The sequence below is a fragment of the Nocardia brasiliensis NBRC 14402 genome (assembly GCF_000308475.2).
GTDB classification, from domain to species: Bacteria; Actinomycetota; Actinomycetes; order Mycobacteriales; family Mycobacteriaceae; genus Nocardia; species Nocardia brasiliensis.
This window is the reverse complement of record NZ_BAFT02000043.1, coordinates 86,786-106,348: the sequence shown is the minus strand read 5'-3', so window position 1 is coordinate 106,348 and position 19,563 is coordinate 86,786. Positions and strand designations below refer to the sequence as shown.

Below are 19,563 nucleotides of genomic sequence, written 5' to 3'. Positions count from 1 at the left end.
GTTGAGGCAAGTGCGGGTACACAGATGACAATGCCGATGGATGTCACGGTCCAGCGCAGCGACGCCGTGCTCAGAGAGATCTCCCGGGTGGTGGTGGGCAAACGGGACGAGATGCAGCTGATCCTGATCGCGGTGCTGGCCGGCGGTCACGTGCTGATCGAAGATCTACCCGGCCTGGGTAAGACGCTGATCGCCAGATCGTTCGCCGCCGCGCTCGGCCTGCAGTTCACCCGGGTGCAGTTCACCCCGGACCTGCTTCCCGCGGACCTGCTCGGCTCGACGATCTACGACATGACCTCCGGCCGCTTCACCTTCCGGCGCGGCCCGGTGTTCACCAATGTGCTGCTCGCCGACGAGATCAACCGCACGCCGCCGAAAACCCAAGCCGCGCTGCTGGAGTCGATGGCCGAGGGGCAGGTCAGCATGGATGGCGAAACCTTCCCGCTGCCACAGCCTTTCATCGTGCTGGCGACCGACAACCCGATCGAGTACGAGGGCACCTACCCGTTGCCGGAGGCGCAGCTCGACCGATTCGCGATCCAGCTGCGGCTCGGCTATCTCTCCGAACACGACGAGACACAGATGATCCGGCGCAGGCTCGAGCGCGGTGCGACCATGCCGCAGGTCGGCCAGGTGGTGGACGCGAACGGGCTGCTGGAGATGCGGCAATCCGTCGAATACGTCACGGTGCACCCGGATGTGGTGAGTTACGTGGTGGCGCTGGCCGCGGCCACCCGTGGCCATCCCCAGGTCGAGGTCGGCGCGAGTCCGCGCGCGGAGCTCGATCTGGTGCAGATGTCGCGGGCCAGGGCGCTGCTGCTCGGGCGCGACTACGTGATCCCGGAAGACGTGAAGGCCCTGGCGATTCCGGCGATGGCGCATCGGATCACGTTGCGGCCGGAGATGTGGGTGCGCCGCATCCGGGGCGAGGACGTGATCACCGAGCTGTTACGCCGCCTTCCGGTTCCCCGCGCGACCGTGACATGAGACATCGCGACGCCAGCACCGCGGTCGAGGCCGAATTGCGGTGGCGCCCGGCACCGCTGGTTTTCATGCTCGCGGTGTGCGCCGCCGTGGCGCTGGTGCTCGCGGTGGTGCTCGGCCGCTGGCAGCTGGTCGTTTTCGCGGCGCCGCTGCTCGGGGTGCTCGCCACCGCGCCGTGGCAGCAGTCGAGCACCAGGATCCAGGTCGACGGCGGCGGCACGCTGCGCTGCTTCGAATCCGAGGAGGTGGTGCTGACCGTCGCCGCCTTCGTCGAGCGGGGACACGCGCTGCTGCGCCTGACACCGGCGCAGACCGACGCGCTCGGCATCGAAGTCGAACAGTCCAGCGATTCCGGCGCTGCGCCCGCCGGGCTGCGGCTGGCCCTGTCCGCGGACCGCTGGGGCCGCTACCCGGTGTCGGTGCGGGTGTCCGCGCTGAGCCCGGCTGGTCTCGCGGTGGCCACCGCGGTGCTGCCCGCCGGCCAGCTGTTCGTCTACCCGATCACCGATCCGCAGCGGATGCGGTTGCCGCGCACCGAACTTCCCGAGCGCCTCGGCACCCATCTGACCCGGCGATTCGGTCCCGGCGTCGAGTACGCCGACATCCGGGCATACGCGCCCGGCGATCAGTTGCGCATCGTGAACTGGCCGGTGAGCGCCCGGCGCGGCCGGCTCTACGTCACCGAGCGGCTGACCAACCGTTCCGCGGATGTCGTTGTGCTGGTGGACACCTCACAGCAGGCGCCGGGTCCGGCGACGGATTCGCTCGAACTGTCGGTCCGGGGTGCGGCGCAGGTGGTGCAGTCGACCCTGCAGGCCGGCGACCGCACCGCCGTGGTGTGCCTCGGGCAGGCGCCGCGCTGGTTGCGCCCCGATATCGGGCGCAGGCAGTTCTATCGCGTCGTGGACACCGTGCTCGGTGTCGGCGAGGAACACATTCCGACCACCGGCACGCTGGCGCCGCACGCGGCCGTGCCGCTGGGCGCCATCGTGGTCGCCTTCTCCACACTGCTGGACACCCAGTTCGCGCTCGCGCTGATCGACCTGCGTAAGCGCGGGCACGTGGTGGTGGTCGTGGATGTCCTGCGCGGCACGCCGTTTCGCGACGACCTCGACCCCACGCTGGCCAAGATGTGGCAGTTGGAACGGGCCTCGATGTATCGCGACATGGGCACCGTCGGTGTCGATATCGTGGCCTGGCCGGCCGACACCCGGCTCGATCAGATCATGCGGGTGCTCCCGGAGCACCGCCGTACCGTGCGAGTGCGCCGATGACCCGATTCCTCGCCGTGCTGTCCGGCGTTCTGCTGGTCACCTCGGTGGCGCTGCTGGAACCGTGGGCCGCCGGGCCCGCCCTCGTGCTGGTGGCGCTCGGCTGGTGGTTCCGTCCGTTCGCCGTGGCCGCGGTGCTGGTGGCGGTCGGCGTGCTCGTGGTCGCCGACCCAGGCGTACTCGCCGCGGCGGCAATGGGTCTGGTGGCCACCGCCTACCTGTTGAACGCCGCGACCGTCACCGCACCGCACGGTGTGGTGCCGACCACGGTGCCCTCGGTGGCGGGTGCGGTCGGCTTCGCCGCCGTGGCCGTCGGCGCGGCACTGGTACCGATCCGGGTGCCGTGGGCCCCGCTCGCCGCCCCGGTGCTGGTGATCCTGTTGTACGCCATGATCGTGCAGGGCGCGGCGATCCGCCGGGCGCGCACCCAGCCGCGCACATCCTGATTCCCGCACCCGGAGGCCAGGTGCGGGAACCGGTTGCGCTCAGCCGCGGAAGCGCAGCCGCACATCGCTGAGCACAGGTGCGTCGTCGCGCTCGACAACCGTTGCGGCGATGATCAATTCGTTGTCCTGCCGCCAGATCCGGGTGCGGATGGTCTCACCCGGGTAGAGCACACCGGCGAAGCGGGCCCGGAAGCCCGTGACGCGTTCGGCCGCCGCGCCGAGCACGGTGTCGGTGGCCGTCTTGCAGACGATGCCGTAGGTGCACAGACCGTGCAGGATCGGCGCGGGAAACCCGGCGGCACGGGCGAATTCGGGATCGGAGTGCAGCGGGTTGCGGTCACCGCACATCCGGTAGAGCAGTGCCTGCTGCGGCAGGGTCGGGGCGGTCACCTCGAAGTCCGGTGCCGTCTCGGGCAGTTCGGCCTTCGTGCTCGGTCCGCGTTCGCCGCCGAAGCCCCCTTCACCCTTGGCGAAGATCGACGAGCGCGCGGTCCACAGCGGCTCGCCGTCGGAACCGATCACCAACTGCTCCTGCACGACAACCGCGGCCGAACCCTTGTCCCAGAGTTCGGTGATCCGCCCTTTGCTGGTGGCCTTGCCGGCCGCGGGGATGGGGCGGTGCAGTTCCACCTCCTGGTGGCCGTGCACCACCTTCGCCAGATCGATGTCGATGCCGGGGAAGCTGACCCGCGGCGGTTCGGTCTCGTGCAGGGTCGGCGCGACGGTCGCGAAGGTCGGCAGCACCTGGGGTGCGCGGTCGTCCAGATAGCGCAGCTCGGCCGGATCGGTCCATCGGGTACCCGCGCCGAGACCCAGCTGGTACAGCTGCACGTCGGACGGGGTCCAGGCGAACTCGCGGCTCGGAAGTTCGGCTCCGAGAGCGATTTTCGGATCGATGGGCATCAATTCTCCTCGTGGATCAGCGACACGGATTACGCCTCGGCGCCGGTCTGCGCGGGCTGCTCGGACTTCTTCCGCACGATATCGAGCACGGCGAGGTAGCCGTAGGTGATGGCGGGGCCGATGGTCGCGCCGGGTCCGGCATAGGTGTGGCCCATCACCGGGGTCGAGGAGTTGCCCGAGGCGTACAGTCCGGCGATCGCGGTCCCGTCCTCGCGCAGGACCCGGCCCGCGGTGTCGGCGACCAAGCCGCCCTTGGTGCCCAGGTCGCCCGGCACGATCTTGGCGGCGTAGAACGGGCCCTGCACCAGGGCGGCGAGGCACGGATTCGGCTTCACCGTCGGATCGCCGTAGTAGCGGTCGTAGTGGCTGTCGCCGCGCCCGAAATCGGCGTCCTTGCCGGTCTCGGCGAAGGTGTTGAACCGGGCGACGGTCGCCGCGAGATCGGTTGCGGGAACACCGATCTTGGTGGCCAGCTCTTCGATCGTGTCCGCCTTGACGATGTTGTCGTTCTCCATCCAGCGGGACGGAAACCGCTGGCCGGGCTGCAATCCGGCGAAGATGTAGCGGTTGCGGTAGCGCTGGTCGAAGACCAGCCAGGCCGGAATGTTCGCGCCCGGTCCGTCGCCCTGGCCGTACTCGCCGCCGTACATGGTGTGCACGGCCTCGACATACGGCGCGGACTCGTTGCCGAAGCGCTTGCCCGCGCTGTTGACCATGATGGTGCCCGGCAGGTTCCGCTCGGCCAGCGCGAACCACGGCCGCCCGCCCTTGAAGATGGTCGGACCCCACCAGGCGTCCTCCATGAAGCCGACATCGCCGCCCGCGGCCATCCCCGCGAGGATGCCGTCGCCGGTATTGGCGGCCGCGCCGGTGGTCCATTCCGTGGTGATCGGCTGCCGCTGATATTTGGTGCGCAGTTCGGCGTTGTGCTCGAAACCGCCGGTGCCGAGCACCACGCCGTAGCGTGCGCCGATGGTGACCGGCTTGCCCTCGTGTTCGGCCTCGACACCGGTGACCGCGCCGTCGCGGACGACAAGGCCCGTCAGCGGGGTGTTCAGCAGCACCGGCACCTGTGCGTCGAGCAGACCTTTGCGCATGGCGGCGATGATCGCCTGCCCCATGCCGAGGATGTGCTTACCGGTGAACTTGGCCCAGTAGGTGCGCGCACCTACCCGCATGGCGCGCATCATGCCTTTCGGGTGCCTGCGGATCAGGTTCAGCCGGACGAAGTCGGCCTGCATGACGACCACGTTCAGCGGCGCCTTGGCGTACGGCGGTTCCAGATTGGCCAGTTCCGCGCCGAGCACCTTGGCATTGAACGGAGCGGGCTCGCAGGAGCGGCCCTCGCCGAGCCCGCCCGGCGCCTCGGGGTAGTAGTCGGAGTAGCCCGGCACCCACTTCATCTTCAGCGGGGTGTGGTCGAGGACGAAGTCGAAGGCTTCCGCACCGCGATCGATATAGGTATCGATCCGCTCTTTCGGCACCACGTTCCCGATGATGCTGTGCAGGTAGTTGCGGGCCACCTCGCGGTCGTCGGGCCGGCCGGACGCGAGCAGCGCCTTGTTGCCGGGGATCCAGACGCCACCGCCGGAGCGGGCGGTCGACCCGCCGTAGTGCGCGGCCTTCTCGATGAGCACCACGCTCAGCCCGTGGTGGGCGGCGGTCAGGGCGGCGGTCATCCCCGCGGCGCCACTGCCGACCACGACCACGTCGTATTCCCGATCAATCATGTAGAACACGTTATAGAGTGTGGCTGCCGTTGGTCTATATTTATGTGGCAGAAGACCCACTCGGCGTCCGATATGTCGAGGAAACTCGTTTCAGTTTTAAGGCCGGAGTGAAGTACATGGGGTTCGATTGGGACCTGGTTGCCGACGTGGTGGTGGTCGGCTTCGGCGCGGCAGGCGCCGCGGCCGCGCTGGAAGCGGCCGCCGACGGTGCACAGGTGCTGGCGCTGGAACGTTTCGCGGGCGGTGGCGCCTCGGCATTGTCCGGCGGCATCATCTACGCCGGCGGCGGGACGTCGGTGCAGCGAGAGGCCGGTGTCACCGATACGCCGGAGGCGATGCTCGCGTATCTGGAGCGCGAGGTCGGCGCCGCGGTGAGCCCGCAGACCCTGCGCCGCTTCGTGGCGGAGAGCCCGGCGATGATCGAGTGGTTGCGCGGGCATGGCGTTCCGTTCGAAGCGTCGCTGTGCCCGTACAAGACGTCCTACCCGAACGACAGCTACTACCTGTACTACTCGGGCAGTGAGATCTCCGGTGCGTTCCGGGATATCCCGGCGGCGCAGCGCGGGCATCGAGTCAAGGGCAAGGGTACCTCCGGTAAGCAGCTGACGGGACCGCTCTCGGCGGCCGCGTCCCGGCTCGGCGTCCGGGTCGAAACCCTGACGCAGGCAACGCGACTGATCATCGACGATGCGGGCACGGTGCTCGGCGTCGAATGCCGCACGCTGCGCGACGCACCCGGCCGGGTGCGCGAACGGTACACCCGGATGGCCAAGGTCGCCGCCAAGCCCGGCATCTACTACCCGCCGCTGCGTGCCGCCCTGGAACGGCAGCTGACCCGGCTGGATCGCCGGTACGGCAGCACGATTCGCGTGCTCGCCCGGCGCGGCGTGGTGCTCAGCGCAGGCGGGTTCATCGCGAACCGGGCGATGGTGCGCGAATACGCGCCCGCGTATCGCGGCGGACTCGCGCTCGGCACCACCGGTGACGACGGCAGCGGCATCCTGCTCGCGCAGCAGGCGGGCGCGGCCACCGATCGGATGGGCAATGTCTCCGCGTGGCGATTCCTCCTGCCGCCCAGCGCTTTCACCGGTGCGCTGCTGGTCGACGCGGCCGGTCGGCGGGTGATCGACGAGACGAGGTACGGCGCCGCCGTGGGACAGGCGCTGATCGCCGACCATGACGGCAAGGGCTGGCTGCTCGCCGACGACGCGCTGATGCGGACCGCGATCGCCCAGATCGGCAAGCAGGGCGCCTGGTTCCAGCGCGGCCAGTTCGAGGCGATGCGGCGCAGCGCGATTCGCGGTGCGACGCTGGAAGCCGTTGCCGCGAAAGCGGGCATCGACCCGGCGGGCCTGCGCGCCACGGTGGCCGCGCACAACGCCGCGATCGAACTCGGCACCCCCGATCCGGTCGGCAAGCCCGCCGAATTCACCGAACCGGTCCGCACCGGGCCGTACTGGTTGCTGGATGTGGGCATCAAACCGAGCCTGACCAATCCGTGCCCGATGCTCACCCTCGGCGGCGTCGTGGTGGATGAGCGCACCGGCGCGGTCAAATCGACTGCCGGAATGGATATTCCGGGTCTCTACGCGGCCGGGCGGACCGCGGTCGGTATCTGCTCGGAGTCCTATGTCAGCGGATTGTCGCTGGCCGACTGCATTTTCTCCGGACGACGGGCCGGCCGGTCCGCCGCAGGCGTACACGTCCCGGCGTCCGATCAAGCAACAGCGGAAGGAAACTAGCGTGCTGTCCGACGCGGTACGAACCGAACTCGCCGACGAACTCGAGCGCGCCGAACGCGACCGGGTGCCGATCGACCCGCTGGTCAGCCGGTACCCGGACATCGACGTGGTCGATGCCTACGAGATCCAGCTGATCAACATCCGGCGCCGGCTCGACACGGGCGCCCGGGTGGTCGGCCACAAGGTCGGCCTCTCGTCCGAGGCCATGCAGCGGATGATGGGCGTCGACGAACCCGACTACGGTCACCTGCTCGCGGAAATGGAAGTCTACGAAGACGTTCCGGTCGAGGCGGGGCGCTACCTGTTCCCCCGGGTCGAGGTCGAGGTCGGATTCGTGCTCGGCGCCGATCTGCCCGGCGCGGACTGCACCGAGGCCGACGTGCTCGCCGCGACAGTCGCTTTCGCTCCCGCCATCGAGCTGATCGATTCGCGGATCAAGGACTGGAACATCGGGTTGATGGACACCATCTCCGACAACGCCTCCTCCGCCGGATACGTGCTCGGCCCGGAACGCGTGGCGCCCGGGGATATCGACATCAAGACCATCGACGCGGTGCTCACCCGCAACGGCGAGACGGTGGCCGAGGGGCACAGCGATGCCGTGCTCGGCGATCCGGTGATCGCCGTGGCCTGGCTGGCGCGCAAGGTGGCCGGCTTCGGGGTGCGGCTGAAGGCGGGCGACATCGTGCTGCCTGGCTCCTGCACCCGCGCCATCGACGCCCGGCCGGGCGACGCATTCCACGCCGAGTTCGCCGGGCTCGGTTCTGTCCGTTTGCAATTCATTTAGGAGGCCTGTGGTGTCCGAGACTGGGACCGTCACCGCCGCGATCGTCGGGTCCGGCAACATCAGTACCGATCTGCTCTACAAACTGCTGCGCTCGACCACCATCGAGCCGCGGTGGATGATCGGGATCGACCCGGACAGTGAGGGATTGAAGCGGGCCAGGGGACTCGGCCTGGAAACCTCGGCCGAAGGCGTGGATTGGCTGCTCGGGCAGTCCGAACTGCCCGAGCTGATCTTCGAGGCCACCTCCGCGTACGTGCATCGCGCCGCCGCCCCGCGCTACGCCGAGGCCGGTATCCGCGCGGTCGATCTCACCCCGGCCGCCGTCGGTCCCGCCGTGGTGCCGCCGGTGAACCTCGGCGCGAATCTGGATGCCCCGAACGTCAACATGATCACCTGCGGTGGCCAGGCCACCATTCCGATCGTCGCCGCCGTCTCCCGGGTCGTGCCGGTGCCCTACGCCGAGATCGTCGCGTCCGTGTCCTCGGTCTCCGCGGGGCCCGGCACCCGGGCCAATATCGACGAGTTCACCAAGACCACCAGTCGCGGGGTCGAGACCATCGGCGGTGCGCAGCGCGGCAAGGCGATCATCATCTTGAATCCGGCGGAGCCGCCGATGATCATGCGCGACACCATCTTCTGCGCCATCCCCGAGGATGCCGACACCGGCGCGATCACCGAGTCGATCCAGCGCATGGTCGCCGACATCCAGCAGTACGTGCCCGGGTACCGGCTGCTCAACGACCCGCAATTCGATCCGCCGTCGGTAGTTTCCGGTGGGATGGCGAAGGTTTCGGTATTCGTCGAGGTCGAAGGCGCGGGCGACTTCCTGCCCCCGTACGCGGGCAACCTCGACATCATGACCGCCGCCGCGACCAGGGTCGGCGAGGTACTCGCCGGTCAAGTCCGCGCGGCCCGGGTGTAAGGAGCGAAAACATGGGCTACTCAGCAGAACTCGACATCCGCGTCACCGACACCTCGCTGCGCGACGGATCCCATCACAAGCGGCATCAGTTCACCGCCACCGAGGTGCGCGATATCGTCGCCGCCCTGGACGGCGCCGGCGTGCCGGTCATCGAGGTGACCCACGGCGACGGCCTCGGCGGCTCGTCGTTCAACTACGGCTTCTCCAAAACGCCGGAGCAGGAACTGATCACGATCGCCGCCGAGACGGCGAAGCAGGCCAAGATCGCGGTGCTGATGCTGCCCGGTGTCGGGGTCAAGGAAGACATCAAGATCTCCCAGGACAACGGTGCGTCGATCTGCCGGATCGCCACCCACTGCACCGAGGCCGACGTCTCCATTCAGCATTTCGGGCTGGCGCGCGAACTCGGCCTGGAGACCGTCGGGTTCCTGATGATGTCGCATTCGCAGCCGCCGGAGGTGCTGGCCAAGCAGGCACGCATCATGGCGGACGCGGGGTGCCAGTGTGTCTACGTCGTAGACTCGGCGGGTGCGCTGGTCTTGGACCAGGTCACCGACCGGGTGGCGGCGCTGGTCGCCGAACTCGGCGACGACGCGCAGGTGGGCTTCCACGGTCACGAGAATCTCGACCTCGCCGTCGCCAACTCGATCTACGCGATCCGCGCGGGCGCCACGCAGATCGATGGCAGTGCGCGACGCTTCGGCGCGGGCGCGGGCAATACCCCGGTCGAAGCGCTGGTCGGGGTGTGCGACAAGCTCGCCATCAGCACCGGCATCGATTTCTTCGCGATCGCTGACGCCGCCGAGGACGTGGTCCGGCCCGCCATGCCGCAGGAATGCCTGCTCGACCGCTCCTCATTGATGATGGGCTACGCGGGCGTCTACTCCAGCTTCCTCAAGCATGCCGAGCGGCAGGCCGAACGCTACGGTGTCTCCGCCGCGGAAATGCTCGTGCGCGCCGGCAAGCGGAAACTGGTTGGCGGGCAGGAAGATCAGCTGATCGACATCGCGTTGGAGTTGCAGCGGGAGCAGGCGGCGGTCGCCGTCTGAGCGACGCTTCGTCCGGGCCGTGGCCGGTGCGAGTCACCGGTCGCGGCCCGCTGTCACGCCGCGGCTGCCCAGCGCCCGTCCGCCTGCGCGGCCGCGATCGCCGCGAATCCCGCCGCCCGCATCCGCCCGGCGGCGATCAGCGCCCCCGCCTTGGCGACATTGATCCGCGACCACGGGCTCTTGGCGCGCCGCGGCGAATACCGCTGCAGGTAGTACTCCGCATCCAACTTCCGCCGATGACTATCGATCCATCCGAAACACAGTGCCCCGTCCAGGGCCTCGGTAATCGTGATCGTCGAGCCGGTCGCGCCCTTCTTGGCGATCTTCAGCCATGCATCCTGTGCCGCATCGTGATTCGCGCTGAGCCACTGCTCCCACTCCGCGAGGTCGCTGCAGGTGATGATCTCGGTGCTGGTCATGCCTCCATCTTCCGCGCATAAGTGCGCACCGAATGAGCACTTAAGAACTCGGCGCACGACTTCGACACCGAAATAACCGCTGCCTGCCGTGATCGTGACTCACACCGGGACGATCTCCACCATGCTTTCCAAGCCGCGGAAGTCGGCGCTGTTGCGGGTGAACAGGGGGAGTCCGCGCGACGACGCGATGGCGGCGATCATCAGGTCCATCTTGTGCGGGTGCGGATCGCGCTTGGTTGCGAGGGTGAGGGCGACCAGCGTCCCATAGCGGGTCGCCGCATCTTCATCGAACGGCAGGGGATCGAACTCGACGATCGCGACGCCTAACCGCTCGGACCGCTCGGCGCGAACGACCGGGTCCTTTGCCATGGCCACTCCTTGATGGAGCTCCGCGAGCGTAATCGTCGTGATCTCCGGCATTTTCGGCAATGTGACCGGTTCGAGCTCGTACAAGTCGATGTAGGTGCAGGTATCCAGGATGCCGCTGCTTGGTCGTTCGCTCACCAGCGCGCTCCCCACGTGTCGTCGTCGCCGATGCGGTCCTCGGTCCCGAAGAACTCGTCGGCTTCCTTGCGCATCTCCGCGTAGTTCAGGCGCGGTAGTTTCCGATGCTTTTCGACCAGCTCTTCCGCAGTCAGCCGACGCCGACGGTTGACCGGCCGCAGTTCGGCGATTTCGACCCCGTTGCGAGTGACCCGAAATGTCTCCCCGGCCTCGACCGCATCCATGACCGCCGCGGAGTTGTTCCGAAATTCCCGCTGCGTGATCACCTTCATGCCGCCAGTGTAGCGCCCTGTAGCGCACGGGGCTACGCACTCTGGCGTCCACCGGACTAGCTCCGAGGGCGGCCGTCGGCCAATGCGGCTGCCGAAGCGCGGAGCAGGATGACCAGCTGGGCTCGGTCGGTGCGCGGGAGCTTGCCAGCTCGCCGAACGACGGTGGCTCGCCGTAGAGCTGACACAGCAGTTCGGCTTGCTGCACGGTCAAGCCGAACCGTCAAGCGATCAAGTGGTACAGCGATTGACCTCGCGGTTCAGCGCCGAGAAGGCGGCCGACAGCTCTGGCTCTTCGATCGTCACGGGGCAAGTTTAGAGAGCCAACTGTTGACACCCTCGATCAACACCAGGGCCACGTTCGTCGCGTTGCGTGAAGCAGCGAACCGTTTGCGGGACAACGGCCGGATCATCGTCGTCTCCTCCGGTGTGACGGCGACGCATCGTCCCGAGTCCGGTCTCTACAGCGCGAGCAAGGCGGCGGCCGAGGAACTGGTCCGGGTCCTGGCGAAAGAACTCGGCGCCCGGGGCATCACCGTCAACAATGTGCTGCCGGGCGCGATAAAGACCGAGGCACTGGCCGCGGCGCGGAGCCCGGAGCTGACCGAACAGATCGTCGCCGCAACACCTCTCGGTCGTATCGGCGAACCCGACGATATCGCCCGCATCGTCGCCTTCCTGGCGTCTGCGGCGGGTGGCTGGATCACCGGTGAAACAGTCCACGCTGGTGGGGGACTGTTCTGAGGAGTCGCCACGTGACCCCGTGCCGTGTGTCACCTTGTCCGGCACAGGGTTTCGTGGGGCGTCCTCACAGCCAGGTGTCGAGGGTGGTGGTGGTGAGGAAGTGTTCGAGGTCGGCGCGCCAGGGGGCGGGGGTGGTTTTATCGGGCTCGATGGCGGTGTATTGGCCTCGATAGAAGAGGAGCGGGCGGCCCGTGTCGGTGGATTCGGAGAGCGCTTGTACGCGGCCGATGACGATGTAGTGGTCGCCGCCGTCGACGACACGGTCCACCGTGCATTCGATGGTGGCCAGCGCGTCGTCGAGGACGGGGAGGGCGCGCGGGGAGGCGTGCCAGGCGGCGCCGGCGAACTTGTCGGGTTCGCGGGAACCGAAGCGGGCGCACAGTTCTCGCTGCTCCTCGGCCAGGACGTTCACGCAGAAACGGCCGGAGCGTTCGATGGCCGCCCAGGAGCGGGACGCCTTGGTGGGACAGAACAGGACCAGCGGCGGGTCCAGGGAGAGGGCGGCGAAGGATTGGCAGGCGAAACCGATCGGCGCGTCGGCCTCGTCGAAGGTGGTGATCACGGTGATGCCGGTGCAGAACTGCCCGAGCACATTCCGGAACTGCCTGCCGTCGATCTCGGGGTGGGCCATGGTGTCGCGCACCTCGTGCTCACCTACCGCGCCGTCCGCCGTCCTCTCGCCGGTCACTGCGGACGCTGCCCGACGGAGAAGTCGTGGCCCCACAGGCTCACCGCGGTGGATTCCCGCGCGATCCAGTCGTGGTCGTCGACTTCGAGTCCCTCACAACCGAATTCGACGTCGAAACCGCCGGGCGTCTTCATGTAGAAGGAGAGCATCTTGTCGTTGACGTGCCTGCCGAGCGTCGCCGACATCCGAACCTTCTTGCGCAGCGCGCGATCCAGGCACAGGCCGACGTCGTCGGCGTTCTCCACCTCGAGCATCAGGTGCACGATGCCGCTCGGTGTCGGCATGGGCAGGAACGCGAGCGAATGGTGGCGCGGGTTGCAGCCGAAGAAGCGCAGCCAGGCGGGCTCGCCGTCGGCCGGGCGGCCCACCATCTGCGGTGGCAGCCGCATGGAGTCACGCAACCGGAAACCGAGTACGTCACGGTAGAACTCGAGCGCGGCCTTGTCGTCTTTGGTGCTGAGCACGACGTGACCGAGCCCCTGCTCCTCGGTGACGAACCGGTGCCCGTAGGGGCTGACCACGCGCCGATGTTCCAGTGCCGCACCGTGAAACGCCTCCAGTGTATTCCCGGAGGGGTCGTCGAAGCGGATCAGCTCGTACACCCGGCGGTCGGCGAGTTCGGCGGCGGTGCCCTCCTTGTAGGGCACGCCCGCGCCTTCGAGCCGGGTCCGGATATCCTGCAGCTCTTCGGCATTGGCGGTTTCCCAGCCGGAGATCTGCAACCGGTCGTGTTCGCCGGGCGAGATCACCAGCCGGGCCGGGAATTCGTCCATGCGCAGGTACAGCGCGTCCGGGTTCGTGCCCTTGCCTTCGACCATGCCGAGCACTTTGAGTCCGTATTCACGCCAGGCGGCCATGTCGGTCGCCTCGATGCGCAGATACGCCAGTGATCGAATCCCCATCACTTCTCCTTGGAACCGGCCAGGAAATCGATGGCCAGTCGGTTGAATTCGTGGAACTTCTCCAACTGTGCCCAGTGTCCACACCCGCCGAACACATGCAACTGTGCCCGCGGAATCACCTTGGTCGCGATGAGCGCGCCGTCGAGCGGGTTGACCCGGTCTTCGCGGCCCCAGATCAACAATACGGGCTGGCACAGCTTGTAGGCGTCGCGCCAGAGCATGCCCTTCTCGAAATCCGCACTGGCGAAGGACTTTCCCATCGCGCGGGTCGCGGCGAGCGATTCCGGCGTGCTCGCCGAGGCGAACCGTTCTTCGATCAACTCGTCGGTGATCAGCGACTGGTCGAAAACCATGATGCGCAGGAACGCTTCCAGGTTCTCCCTGGTCGGCTCGTAATTGAACTTGCCGAGCAGCTTCACGCCCTCGGTCGGGTCGGGCGCGAACAGGTTGTTGCTCAACCCGCCCGGGCCCATCAGCACCAGTTTTCCGGCGCGCTCGGGATAGTCGAGCGCGAACCGCACGGCCGCCCCGCCACCGAGCGAATTGCCGAGCAGGTGCACCCGCGCGGTGATCTCCAGATGGTCGAGCAGATCTTTCAGTGCCGAGGCACTGTGCACGAAATACTGCGGATGCTCGGTCGGCTTGTCCGAGCGGCCGTAGCCGGGCTGATCCACGGCGATCACGTGAAAGTGCTCCGCCAGCACCGGAATGTTGCGGGCGAAGTTCGACCAGGAGGACGCGCCGGGACCACCGCCGTGCAGCAGCACGATCGTCGGGCCGTTGCCGACGCCCGCCTCGTGGTAGTGCAGTTTGAGGTCCGGACGCACCTGGGCGTACCGGGAGGTCGATTCGGCGGTCAGTGCCACGGTTGAAGTCAAGGCAGCTCCTACACCATGCCGTCGGTGACGGGCAGTCCGAATTCGTGCGTGCCGTACATCAGGTAGGCCCGCTCGGGATCGTTCGCCGCGTGTACCCGGCCCGCGTGCGCGTCCCGCCAGAAGCGTTGCAGCGGTGTGCCGTTCGCGAGGGCGGTGGCGCCGGAACTCTCGAAGAGCTTGTCGATCGCGGCGATCGAGCGGCCGGTGGCGCGCACCTGGTCGCGCCGCGCCCGCACCCGCAGGTCGAACGGTACTTCCTGACCGGCGGCGAGCAGCGCGTATTCGTCGGCGACGTTGCCGGACAGCTGCCGCCAGGCCGCGTCGATATCGCTGGACGCCTCGGCGATGCGCACCTTGGCGAACGGATCGTCCTTGGCCTTCTCGCCCGCGTACGCCGCGCGCACCCGCTTGCCCTGGTGCTCGACGTGCGCCTCGTACGCGCCGTAGGCCATGCCGACGATGGGGGTGGAGATGGTAGTGGGATGGATGGTGCCCCACGGCATCTTGTACACCGGGTCCGTGTTCTGTTCCAGGCCGGGCGATTTCATCTCGCTCATCGCGCGGAAGCTGAGGAACCGGTGCGACGGGACGAAGATGTCCTTCACCACAACGGTATTCGAGCCGGTGCCCCGCAGGCCGACCACATTCCAGACGTCGTCGATGCGGTAGTCGTCGCGCGGAATGAGGAAGCTGCCGAAGTCGACCGGCTTGCCGTCCTTGATCACCGGGCCGCCGAGCACCGCCCAGGTGGCGTGGTCGCAGCCGGAGGACCAGGCCCAGGCGCCGTTGACGAGGTAGCCGCCGTCGGTCACCACGCCCGCGCCCATCGGGGCGTAGGACGAGGAGATCCGCACTTCGGTGTCCTCGCCCCAGACGTCTTCCTGGGCCTGCTGCGCGAAGAGCGCGAGGTGCCAATTGTGTACGCCGACAATGCCGGCCACCCAGCCGGTGGATCCGCAGGCGCTGGCGATCTTGCGCACCGTGTCGTAGAAGACGACGGGGTCGGCCGCGTGCCCGCCCCACTGCTTGGGCTGCAGCAGCCGGAAGAACCCGGTCTCCTGCAGGGCCTTCATGGATTCGTCGGGAATGCGCCGCAGGTCCTCGGCTTCTTGTGCGCGCTCGCGCAGTGTCGGCAACAGCGCGTCGACCCGTTCGGTCACTTCTTGCGTCATCTCGGGACCTGCTCCTGCCTGGTCGATTGATAACCGGTAGTCATTTGCCTCTGAGACTAGAACAGGTTCCTATTTATGTCGAGAACGGGTGCCGATCCCACCGCATTGACGGACATGTGCAGGAAGTGACCGGAATCGCTGGCATGGAACGCGACATTTTTGTAACGTGTTCTAGTACAGAAGGAGGAGGATTCGCGATGGCAGTTACCCCACAGGGGGGCGGTGCGAAGGTCCGGGAGTTAGACGTCGGTACCGCACCCACCCGTTATGCACGGGGTTGGCATTGCCTCGGCCTGGCCAAGACGTTCCGCGACGGGAAACCGCACGCGGTCAACGTCTTCGGCACCAAGCTCGTGATCTGGGCCGATAGCAACGGTGAACTGCGCGTGCTCGACGCCTACTGCAGGCACATGGGTGGCGACTTGAGCATGGGCGAGGTCAAGGGTGACGACATCGCCTGCCCGTTCCACGACTGGCGCTGGTCCGGCACGAACGGCAAATGCACCGCGATCCCGTACGGCCGGCGGGTGCCACCGCTCGCTCGTACCCGGAAGTGGACCACGCTGGAACGCAACGGACAGCTGTTCGTCTGGCAGGACTTCGAGGGCAGCCAGCCGCCGCCGGAGGTGACGATCCCGCACATCGAGGGCCCGTACACCGACGCGGACGGCAACCCGACCGAGCAGCTCGACAGCGGCTGGACCGAGTGGACCTGGAACTCGATGCTGATCGAGGGCGCCAACTGCCGCGAGATCATCGACAACGTGGTCGACATGGCGCACTTCTTCTACATCCACTTCGCCTTCCCGACCTACTTCAAGAACGTCTTCGAGGGGCATATCGCCACCCAGTTCCTGGAGACCAAGGGCAGGCCGGACATCGGGATGGCGTCCAAGTACGGCGGCGACACCCTGCTCAAGTCGGAAGCGTCCTATTTCGGACCGTCCTACATGATCAATCCGCTGATCAACATCTACAGCGGGTACGAGGTCAAGAGCGTCCTGATCAACTGCCACTACCCGGTCACTCAGGATTCCTTCGTCCTGCAGTGGGGCATCACGCTGGAGAAGCCGCAGGGCGTCGAGGGCGAGATGGCCGACAAGCTGGCCGCGAAGATGACCGAGGGCATCAGCGTCGGCTTCCTGCAGGACGTGGAGATCTGGAAGCACAAGTCCAAGGTCGAGAACCCGCTGCTGTGCGAGGAAGACGGCCCGGTGTACCAACTGCGCCGCTGGTACGACCAGTTCTACGTGGACGCGGCCGACGTCACCGAGAAGATGACGCAGCGCTTCGAGTTCGAGGTGGACACCACCAAGGCGAACGAGGCGTGGGAGGCCGAGGTCGCGGAGAACCTGCGGCGCAAGCGCGAGGCCGACGAGGCCGAGGGCAAGCAGGCGGAGGCCGGGGTCTGATGGTCCGCTGGGCGAAAGCACCCGACTTCGCCGATCAGCCCGTTCGGCAGGCCGAAGTGCGCGCCCAGACGGTGGTCGACAAGCAGCGCTATCTGGAGCAGGGCCTGACACCGCTGCGGTGCCAGGCCTGCCAGAGCCAGGTGCTGGTGCGCAAGAGCAGCGCGCACCAGACCTCGGTCCAGTGGACCGAGCCGCCGCAGACGCACTGCCCGGTCTTCGCCGAACTGAGCAAGAACGGTGCACAGCCCGGGCGCCCCGACACCTGCGCACAGTTGGAGAAGACCATCAAATGGGCCGTGGACGAGGGCGTGCTGGAGGTGCCGGAGTAGCGGACGGCGGACCCTCGGCTAGGTTGAAAACGAGAGCGTACTCAGCCGAGGGAGATCCACGATGAAGGTGCACCATCTCGATTGCGCGACGATGTGCCCGCTCGGTGGGCGGGCACTGCTCGGCAGCGGCGGACTGCTGACCGCAGAGCTGGTCGCGCACTGCCTGCTCATCGAAACCGATAACGGCCTCGTGCTGGTGGACACCGGCTTCGGCACCGCGGAGATCGCGGACCCGAAGCGTCTCGGTTTCGGCACGCAGGCCATGCTGCGGCCCGTGCTGCGTTTGGCACAGACCGCGCTGCACCAGGTCCGCGCGCTCGGCTATCAGCGCGAGGACGTCCGCCACATCGTGGTCACCCACCTCGATTTCGACCACGCGGGCGGGCTCGCGGACTTCCCGGACGCCACGGTGCACGTGTTCGCGGACGAACTCGCGGCCGCCACCGCGCGCGCGACGCGGCTGGAGAAGAGCCGCTATGTGCCCCGGCAGTGGGCGCACGGCGCGCACTGGCAGACCCATGAGACCAGCGCCGAACCGTGGTTCGAGTTCAGCGCGGCGCCGCTGCTCGACGGTATCCTGCTGGTTCCCCTCGTGGGACACACACGTGGGCACAGCGGTGTCGCGGTCCAGCAGGGCGATCGCTGGCTGCTGCACTGTGGCGATGCGTTCATGCACCGCGGTCAGCTGCTCGACGACGGCACCGCGCCGGTGGGCCTGAAGGTCTATCAGCGGGCGACCGACGTCATGCACGAGCGGCGGGTGCACAACCTCGAGCGCCTGCGGAGCCTGCGCGCCGAGCACGGCGACGAGATCACGCTGTTCTGCGCGCACGACGCCCAGCAATTCGCGGAGCTGCAAACGGTCTCTTGAGTTTTGCAGGGCGAGCTGCCGAATTCGTTTGCCGTTCTCTGGGCACTCCGCCAAAGGGTGTCGCGCGGCTTCTGCTCGCCCCGCCGGTTGCCTTAGTGTCCGGGCATAGCTGTCCGGAAAGGGGCGCAGATGTCCGATGACGCGACGACCGCGGGGTTCGCCGAACTCACCGCACGGCTGACGGTGCCGTTGATCGCCGCGCCGATGTTCCGGGTCTCCGGGCCGGAGCTGGTGATCGCGGCCTGCCGGGCGGGCGTGGTCGGCTCGTTCCCGACGGTGAATGCCCGCACGCCGGAACAGCTGTCGCAGTGGCTGACCCAGATCGACGCCGCCCTGACCACCGACGAAGCGCGTCCGGCGCCCGTCGCGGCGAATCTGATCGTGCACCCTGGGAACGCGCGGTTGCAGCCGGACCTGCGGGTGCTGTGTGAGCAGCCGACGGAGATCGTGATCACCTCGGTCGGCACCCCGCGCGAGGTGGTGCGGCCGCTGCACGAGGTCGGCTCGCTGGTGCTGGCGGACGTCGCGTCGGTGCACCACGCGGTGCGCGCACTCGAATGCGGCGCCGACGGGCTGATCCTGCTCACCGCCGGCGCGGGCGGGCAGACCGGCTGGGCCAATCCGTTCGCCTTCGTCCGCGCGGTGCGCGAATTCTTCGACGGGCCGGTGGTTTTGGCGGGCGGAGTCGCCGACGGCGTCGCGTTGCGCGCCGCGATCACACTGGGTGCGGACCTGGCCTACATGGGCACCAAGTTCCTCGCGACGGCCGAAAGCATGGCCGACCCCGCGCACAAGGAGCTGGTGGCCGCCTCCGGCCTCGACGACGTGGTGCTCACCTCCGCCTTCACCGGTCTGCCGACCAACATGCTGGCGGGCTCGATGCGGGCGCTCGGCATCGACGTCGCCGCGCTACGCGCCGGCACCTTCGACCTCGCGGCCCATTTCGCCGGCGCCGACGCGCCGAAGAACTGGACCGACGTCTGGAGTGCGGGGCATTCCGCCTCCGGGGTCGGCGAGATCCTCGGCGTCGCGGCACTGGTCGAGCGGACCCGTCGCGAGTACGACGGTGACTGAGGTCAATCCATGTGGAAGTCGGCGAAATCGAAACCGGGCGAGACGATGCAGCTGACCAGGACGTATTCGTCGCTCGCGGGTCGCGCGGCCTGGACGACTCCGCCGGGTACGACGGCCTGCAACACCTGTCCGCGCTCCACTTCGGGGCCGAGGATGACCTCCTCGCCGCCGATGTTCAGCACCAGCGGCCCGCCGCGATGCCACAGCCACAGTTCGTCGGAGCGCACGGTATGCGGGGCGGACTGTTCGCCGGGGAACAGCAGGAAGTGGATCGCGGTCGCACTGGCGCGGCTGCCCGCATAGCCTTCGGGCGTGAATTCCACAGCGCTGCGCCAGGTTTCGCGAAACCACCCGCCCTCCGGGTGCGGGGCGAGGTCCAACGTGGCGGCGAGTTCGGGTCGGGTGTCTGTCACCGTTTCGACTATGCCTGATTCTGGGCACGCGCGCCGGTCGCCCGCGCGGAAAAT

At 67.8% G+C, this 19,563-nt stretch carries 22 protein-coding genes; 12 read left to right on the top strand and 10 right to left on the bottom strand.

From position 1 onward, the window contains the following. Positions 1-24 precede the first annotated feature (24 nt). The 3 genes from TY25_RS13765 to TY25_RS13755 are packed head-to-tail and all read left to right on the top strand — an operon-like array spanning position 25 to position 2,701. Complete coding sequence (locus TY25_RS13765) at positions 25-987, top strand: AAA family ATPase (protein ID WP_042256344.1); 963 nt, start codon at positions 25-27, stop codon at positions 985-987. Then, entirely contained in the window at positions 984-2,258 is a 1,275-nt protein-coding gene (locus TY25_RS13760) for a DUF58 domain-containing protein (protein ID WP_042256343.1), read from the top strand. Before TY25_RS13765 ends, TY25_RS13760 begins: the two co-directional genes overlap by 4 nt. After that, complete coding sequence (locus tag TY25_RS13755) at positions 2,255-2,701, top strand: hypothetical protein (RefSeq protein ID WP_042256342.1); 447 nt, start codon at positions 2,255-2,257, stop codon at positions 2,699-2,701. Before TY25_RS13760 ends, TY25_RS13755 begins: the two co-directional genes overlap by 4 nt. Before the next feature lie 39 nt (positions 2,702-2,740). Here TY25_RS13755 and chsH3 read toward each other — a convergent pair whose 3' ends face one another. Then, the gene (gene chsH3, locus TY25_RS13750) at positions 2,741-3,604 is read right to left on the bottom strand and encodes an enoyl-CoA hydratase ChsH3 (RefSeq protein WP_042256340.1); all 864 of its coding nucleotides are present in this window, start codon (positions 3,602-3,604) and stop codon (positions 2,741-2,743) included. 29 nt (positions 3,605-3,633) lie between these two features. Further along, entirely contained in the window at positions 3,634-5,343 is a 1,710-nt protein-coding gene (gene kstD / locus TY25_RS13745) for a 3-oxosteroid 1-dehydrogenase (protein ID WP_042256339.1), read from the bottom strand. Positions 5,344-5,450: 107 nt separating this feature from the next. On the opposite strand from kstD, the gene TY25_RS13740 reads away from it, so the two are divergent. The 4 genes from TY25_RS13740 to dmpG are packed head-to-tail and all read left to right on the top strand — an operon-like array spanning position 5,451 to position 9,834. Continuing rightward, positions 5,451-7,076 (top strand): FAD-binding protein, encoded by a 1,626-nt coding sequence (locus tag TY25_RS13740; RefSeq protein ID WP_042256395.1) that lies wholly within the window; start codon positions 5,451-5,453, stop codon positions 7,074-7,076. Position 7,077: 1 nt separating this feature from the next. Then, positions 7,078-7,863: a 2-keto-4-pentenoate hydratase gene (locus tag TY25_RS13735; protein WP_042256337.1), complete on the top strand. Its 786-nt coding sequence runs from the start codon at positions 7,078-7,080 to the stop codon at positions 7,861-7,863. A gap of 10 nt (positions 7,864-7,873) precedes the next feature. Continuing rightward, entirely contained in the window at positions 7,874-8,785 is a 912-nt protein-coding gene (locus tag TY25_RS13730) for an acetaldehyde dehydrogenase (acetylating) (RefSeq protein WP_042256394.1), read from the top strand. An 11-nt stretch (positions 8,786-8,796) separates the two neighbouring features. Further along, the gene (dmpG, locus tag TY25_RS13725; RefSeq protein WP_042256336.1) at positions 8,797-9,834 is read left to right on the top strand and encodes a 4-hydroxy-2-oxovalerate aldolase; all 1,038 of its coding nucleotides are present in this window, start codon (positions 8,797-8,799) and stop codon (positions 9,832-9,834) included. Between the two features lie 53 nt (positions 9,835-9,887). Here dmpG and TY25_RS13720 read toward each other — a convergent pair whose 3' ends face one another. The 3 genes from TY25_RS13720 to TY25_RS13710 all read right to left on the bottom strand — a co-directional run bounded on the left by TY25_RS13720 (position 9,888) and on the right by TY25_RS13710 (position 11,029). Next, on the bottom strand, positions 9,888-10,253 hold the full coding sequence (locus TY25_RS13720) for a YdeI/OmpD-associated family protein (protein ID WP_042256335.1): 366 nt from the start codon (positions 10,251-10,253) through the stop codon (positions 9,888-9,890). Between the two features lie 99 nt (positions 10,254-10,352). Beyond that, entirely contained in the window at positions 10,353-10,757 is a 405-nt protein-coding gene (locus tag TY25_RS13715) for a type II toxin-antitoxin system VapC family toxin (RefSeq protein WP_201773664.1), read from the bottom strand. Then, the gene (locus TY25_RS13710) at positions 10,754-11,029 is read right to left on the bottom strand and encodes a type II toxin-antitoxin system Phd/YefM family antitoxin (RefSeq protein ID WP_042256333.1); all 276 of its coding nucleotides are present in this window, start codon (positions 11,027-11,029) and stop codon (positions 10,754-10,756) included. The genes TY25_RS13715 and TY25_RS13710 overlap by 4 nt, the downstream gene beginning before the upstream one ends. A 327-nt stretch (positions 11,030-11,356) precedes the next feature. On the opposite strand from TY25_RS13710, the gene TY25_RS13705 reads away from it, so the two are divergent. Further along, positions 11,357-11,770 carry an SDR family oxidoreductase gene (locus tag TY25_RS13705; protein ID WP_236639114.1) on the top strand — a complete coding sequence of 138 codons (414 nt, stop codon included), beginning with the start codon at positions 11,357-11,359 and terminating at the stop codon, positions 11,768-11,770. A gap of 64 nt (positions 11,771-11,834) precedes the next feature. Here the strand turns inward: TY25_RS13705 and hsaB are convergent, their stop codons facing one another. From hsaB to hsaA, 4 genes are read right to left on the bottom strand one after another with little or no spacing between them, the layout of a single operon-like run. Further along, entirely contained in the window at positions 11,835-12,401 is a 567-nt protein-coding gene (hsaB, locus tag TY25_RS13700) for a 3-hydroxy-9,10-secoandrosta-1,3,5(10)-triene-9,17-dione monooxygenase reductase subunit (protein WP_042256390.1), read from the bottom strand. Positions 12,402-12,454: 53 nt separating this feature from the next. After that, complete coding sequence (hsaC, locus tag TY25_RS13695; RefSeq protein ID WP_029898947.1) at positions 12,455-13,360, bottom strand: iron-dependent extradiol dioxygenase HsaC; 906 nt, start codon at positions 13,358-13,360, stop codon at positions 12,455-12,457. Next, complete coding sequence (gene hsaD, locus TY25_RS13690) at positions 13,360-14,238, bottom strand: 4,5:9,10-diseco-3-hydroxy-5,9,17-trioxoandrosta-1(10),2-diene-4-oate hydrolase (protein ID WP_042256332.1); 879 nt, start codon at positions 14,236-14,238, stop codon at positions 13,360-13,362. Before hsaD ends, hsaC begins: the two co-directional genes overlap by 1 nt. A gap of 8 nt (positions 14,239-14,246) precedes the next feature. Then, positions 14,247-15,410, bottom strand: a complete 1,164-nt coding sequence (hsaA, locus tag TY25_RS13685; protein WP_014981359.1) for a 3-hydroxy-9,10-secoandrosta-1,3,5(10)-triene-9,17-dione monooxygenase oxygenase subunit — start codon at positions 15,408-15,410, stop codon at positions 14,247-14,249. A gap of 197 nt (positions 15,411-15,607) precedes the next feature. Between hsaA and TY25_RS13680 the strand changes: the two genes are divergently transcribed. The 4 genes from TY25_RS13680 (at position 15,608) to TY25_RS13665 (ending at position 19,096) form a co-directional block, all read left to right on the top strand. Beyond that, positions 15,608-16,822: a 3-ketosteroid-9-alpha-monooxygenase, oxygenase component gene (locus tag TY25_RS13680; protein ID WP_029898952.1), complete on the top strand. Its 1,215-nt coding sequence runs from the start codon at positions 15,608-15,610 to the stop codon at positions 16,820-16,822. Continuing rightward, a complete protein-coding gene (locus TY25_RS13675; RefSeq protein WP_042256330.1) occupies positions 16,822-17,151 on the top strand; it encodes a hypothetical protein in 330 nt (109 codons plus the stop codon). Before TY25_RS13680 ends, TY25_RS13675 begins: the two co-directional genes overlap by 1 nt. A gap of 61 nt (positions 17,152-17,212) precedes the next feature. Then, complete coding sequence (locus TY25_RS13670) at positions 17,213-18,022, top strand: MBL fold metallo-hydrolase (RefSeq protein WP_042256329.1); 810 nt, start codon at positions 17,213-17,215, stop codon at positions 18,020-18,022. A gap of 129 nt (positions 18,023-18,151) precedes the next feature. Next, positions 18,152-19,096: an NAD(P)H-dependent flavin oxidoreductase gene (locus TY25_RS13665; protein ID WP_042256328.1), complete on the top strand. Its 945-nt coding sequence runs from the start codon at positions 18,152-18,154 to the stop codon at positions 19,094-19,096. A gap of 2 nt (positions 19,097-19,098) precedes the next feature. On the opposite strand, the gene TY25_RS13660 is transcribed toward TY25_RS13665, so the two are convergent. Next, positions 19,099-19,509, bottom strand: coding sequence for a cupin domain-containing protein (locus tag TY25_RS13660; RefSeq protein WP_014981364.1), 411 nt, complete (start codon positions 19,507-19,509; stop codon positions 19,099-19,101). Between the last annotated feature and the right edge of the window lie 54 nt (positions 19,510-19,563).

Bases quoted from the DNA above. Each gene is read 5' to 3' on its own strand.
- TY25_RS13760 (WP_042256343.1), top strand. From the start codon at position 984: ATGAGACATCGCGACGCCAGCACCGCGGTCGAGGCCGAATTGCGGTGG.
- TY25_RS13675 (WP_042256330.1), top strand. From the start codon at position 16,822: ATGGTCCGCTGGGCGAAAGCACCCGACTTCGCCGATCAGCCCGTTCGG.
- TY25_RS13765 (WP_042256344.1), top strand. From the start codon at position 25: ATGACAATGCCGATGGATGTCACGGTCCAGCGCAGCGACGCCGTGCTC.
- TY25_RS13710 (WP_042256333.1), bottom strand. From the start codon at position 11,029: ATGAAGGTGATCACGCAGCGGGAATTTCGGAACAACTCCGCGGCGGTC.
- TY25_RS13680 (WP_029898952.1), top strand. From the start codon at position 15,608: ATGGCAGTTACCCCACAGGGGGGCGGTGCGAAGGTCCGGGAGTTAGAC.
- hsaA (WP_014981359.1), bottom strand. From the start codon at position 15,410: ATGACGCAAGAAGTGACCGAACGGGTCGACGCGCTGTTGCCGACACTG.
- TY25_RS13670 (WP_042256329.1), top strand. From the start codon at position 17,213: ATGAAGGTGCACCATCTCGATTGCGCGACGATGTGCCCGCTCGGTGGG.
- hsaB (WP_042256390.1), bottom strand. From the start codon at position 12,401: ATGGCCCACCCCGAGATCGACGGCAGGCAGTTCCGGAATGTGCTCGGG.
- hsaC (WP_029898947.1), bottom strand. From the start codon at position 13,360: ATGGGGATTCGATCACTGGCGTATCTGCGCATCGAGGCGACCGACATG.
- TY25_RS13720 (WP_042256335.1), bottom strand. From the start codon at position 10,253: ATGACCAGCACCGAGATCATCACCTGCAGCGACCTCGCGGAGTGGGAG.
- TY25_RS13740 (WP_042256395.1), top strand. From the start codon at position 5,451: ATGGGGTTCGATTGGGACCTGGTTGCCGACGTGGTGGTGGTCGGCTTC.
- TY25_RS13755 (WP_042256342.1), top strand. From the start codon at position 2,255: ATGACCCGATTCCTCGCCGTGCTGTCCGGCGTTCTGCTGGTCACCTCG.
- chsH3 (WP_042256340.1), bottom strand. From the start codon at position 3,604: ATGCCCATCGATCCGAAAATCGCTCTCGGAGCCGAACTTCCGAGCCGC.
- TY25_RS13665 (WP_042256328.1), top strand. From the start codon at position 18,152: ATGTCCGATGACGCGACGACCGCGGGGTTCGCCGAACTCACCGCACGG.
- dmpG (WP_042256336.1), top strand. From the start codon at position 8,797: ATGGGCTACTCAGCAGAACTCGACATCCGCGTCACCGACACCTCGCTG.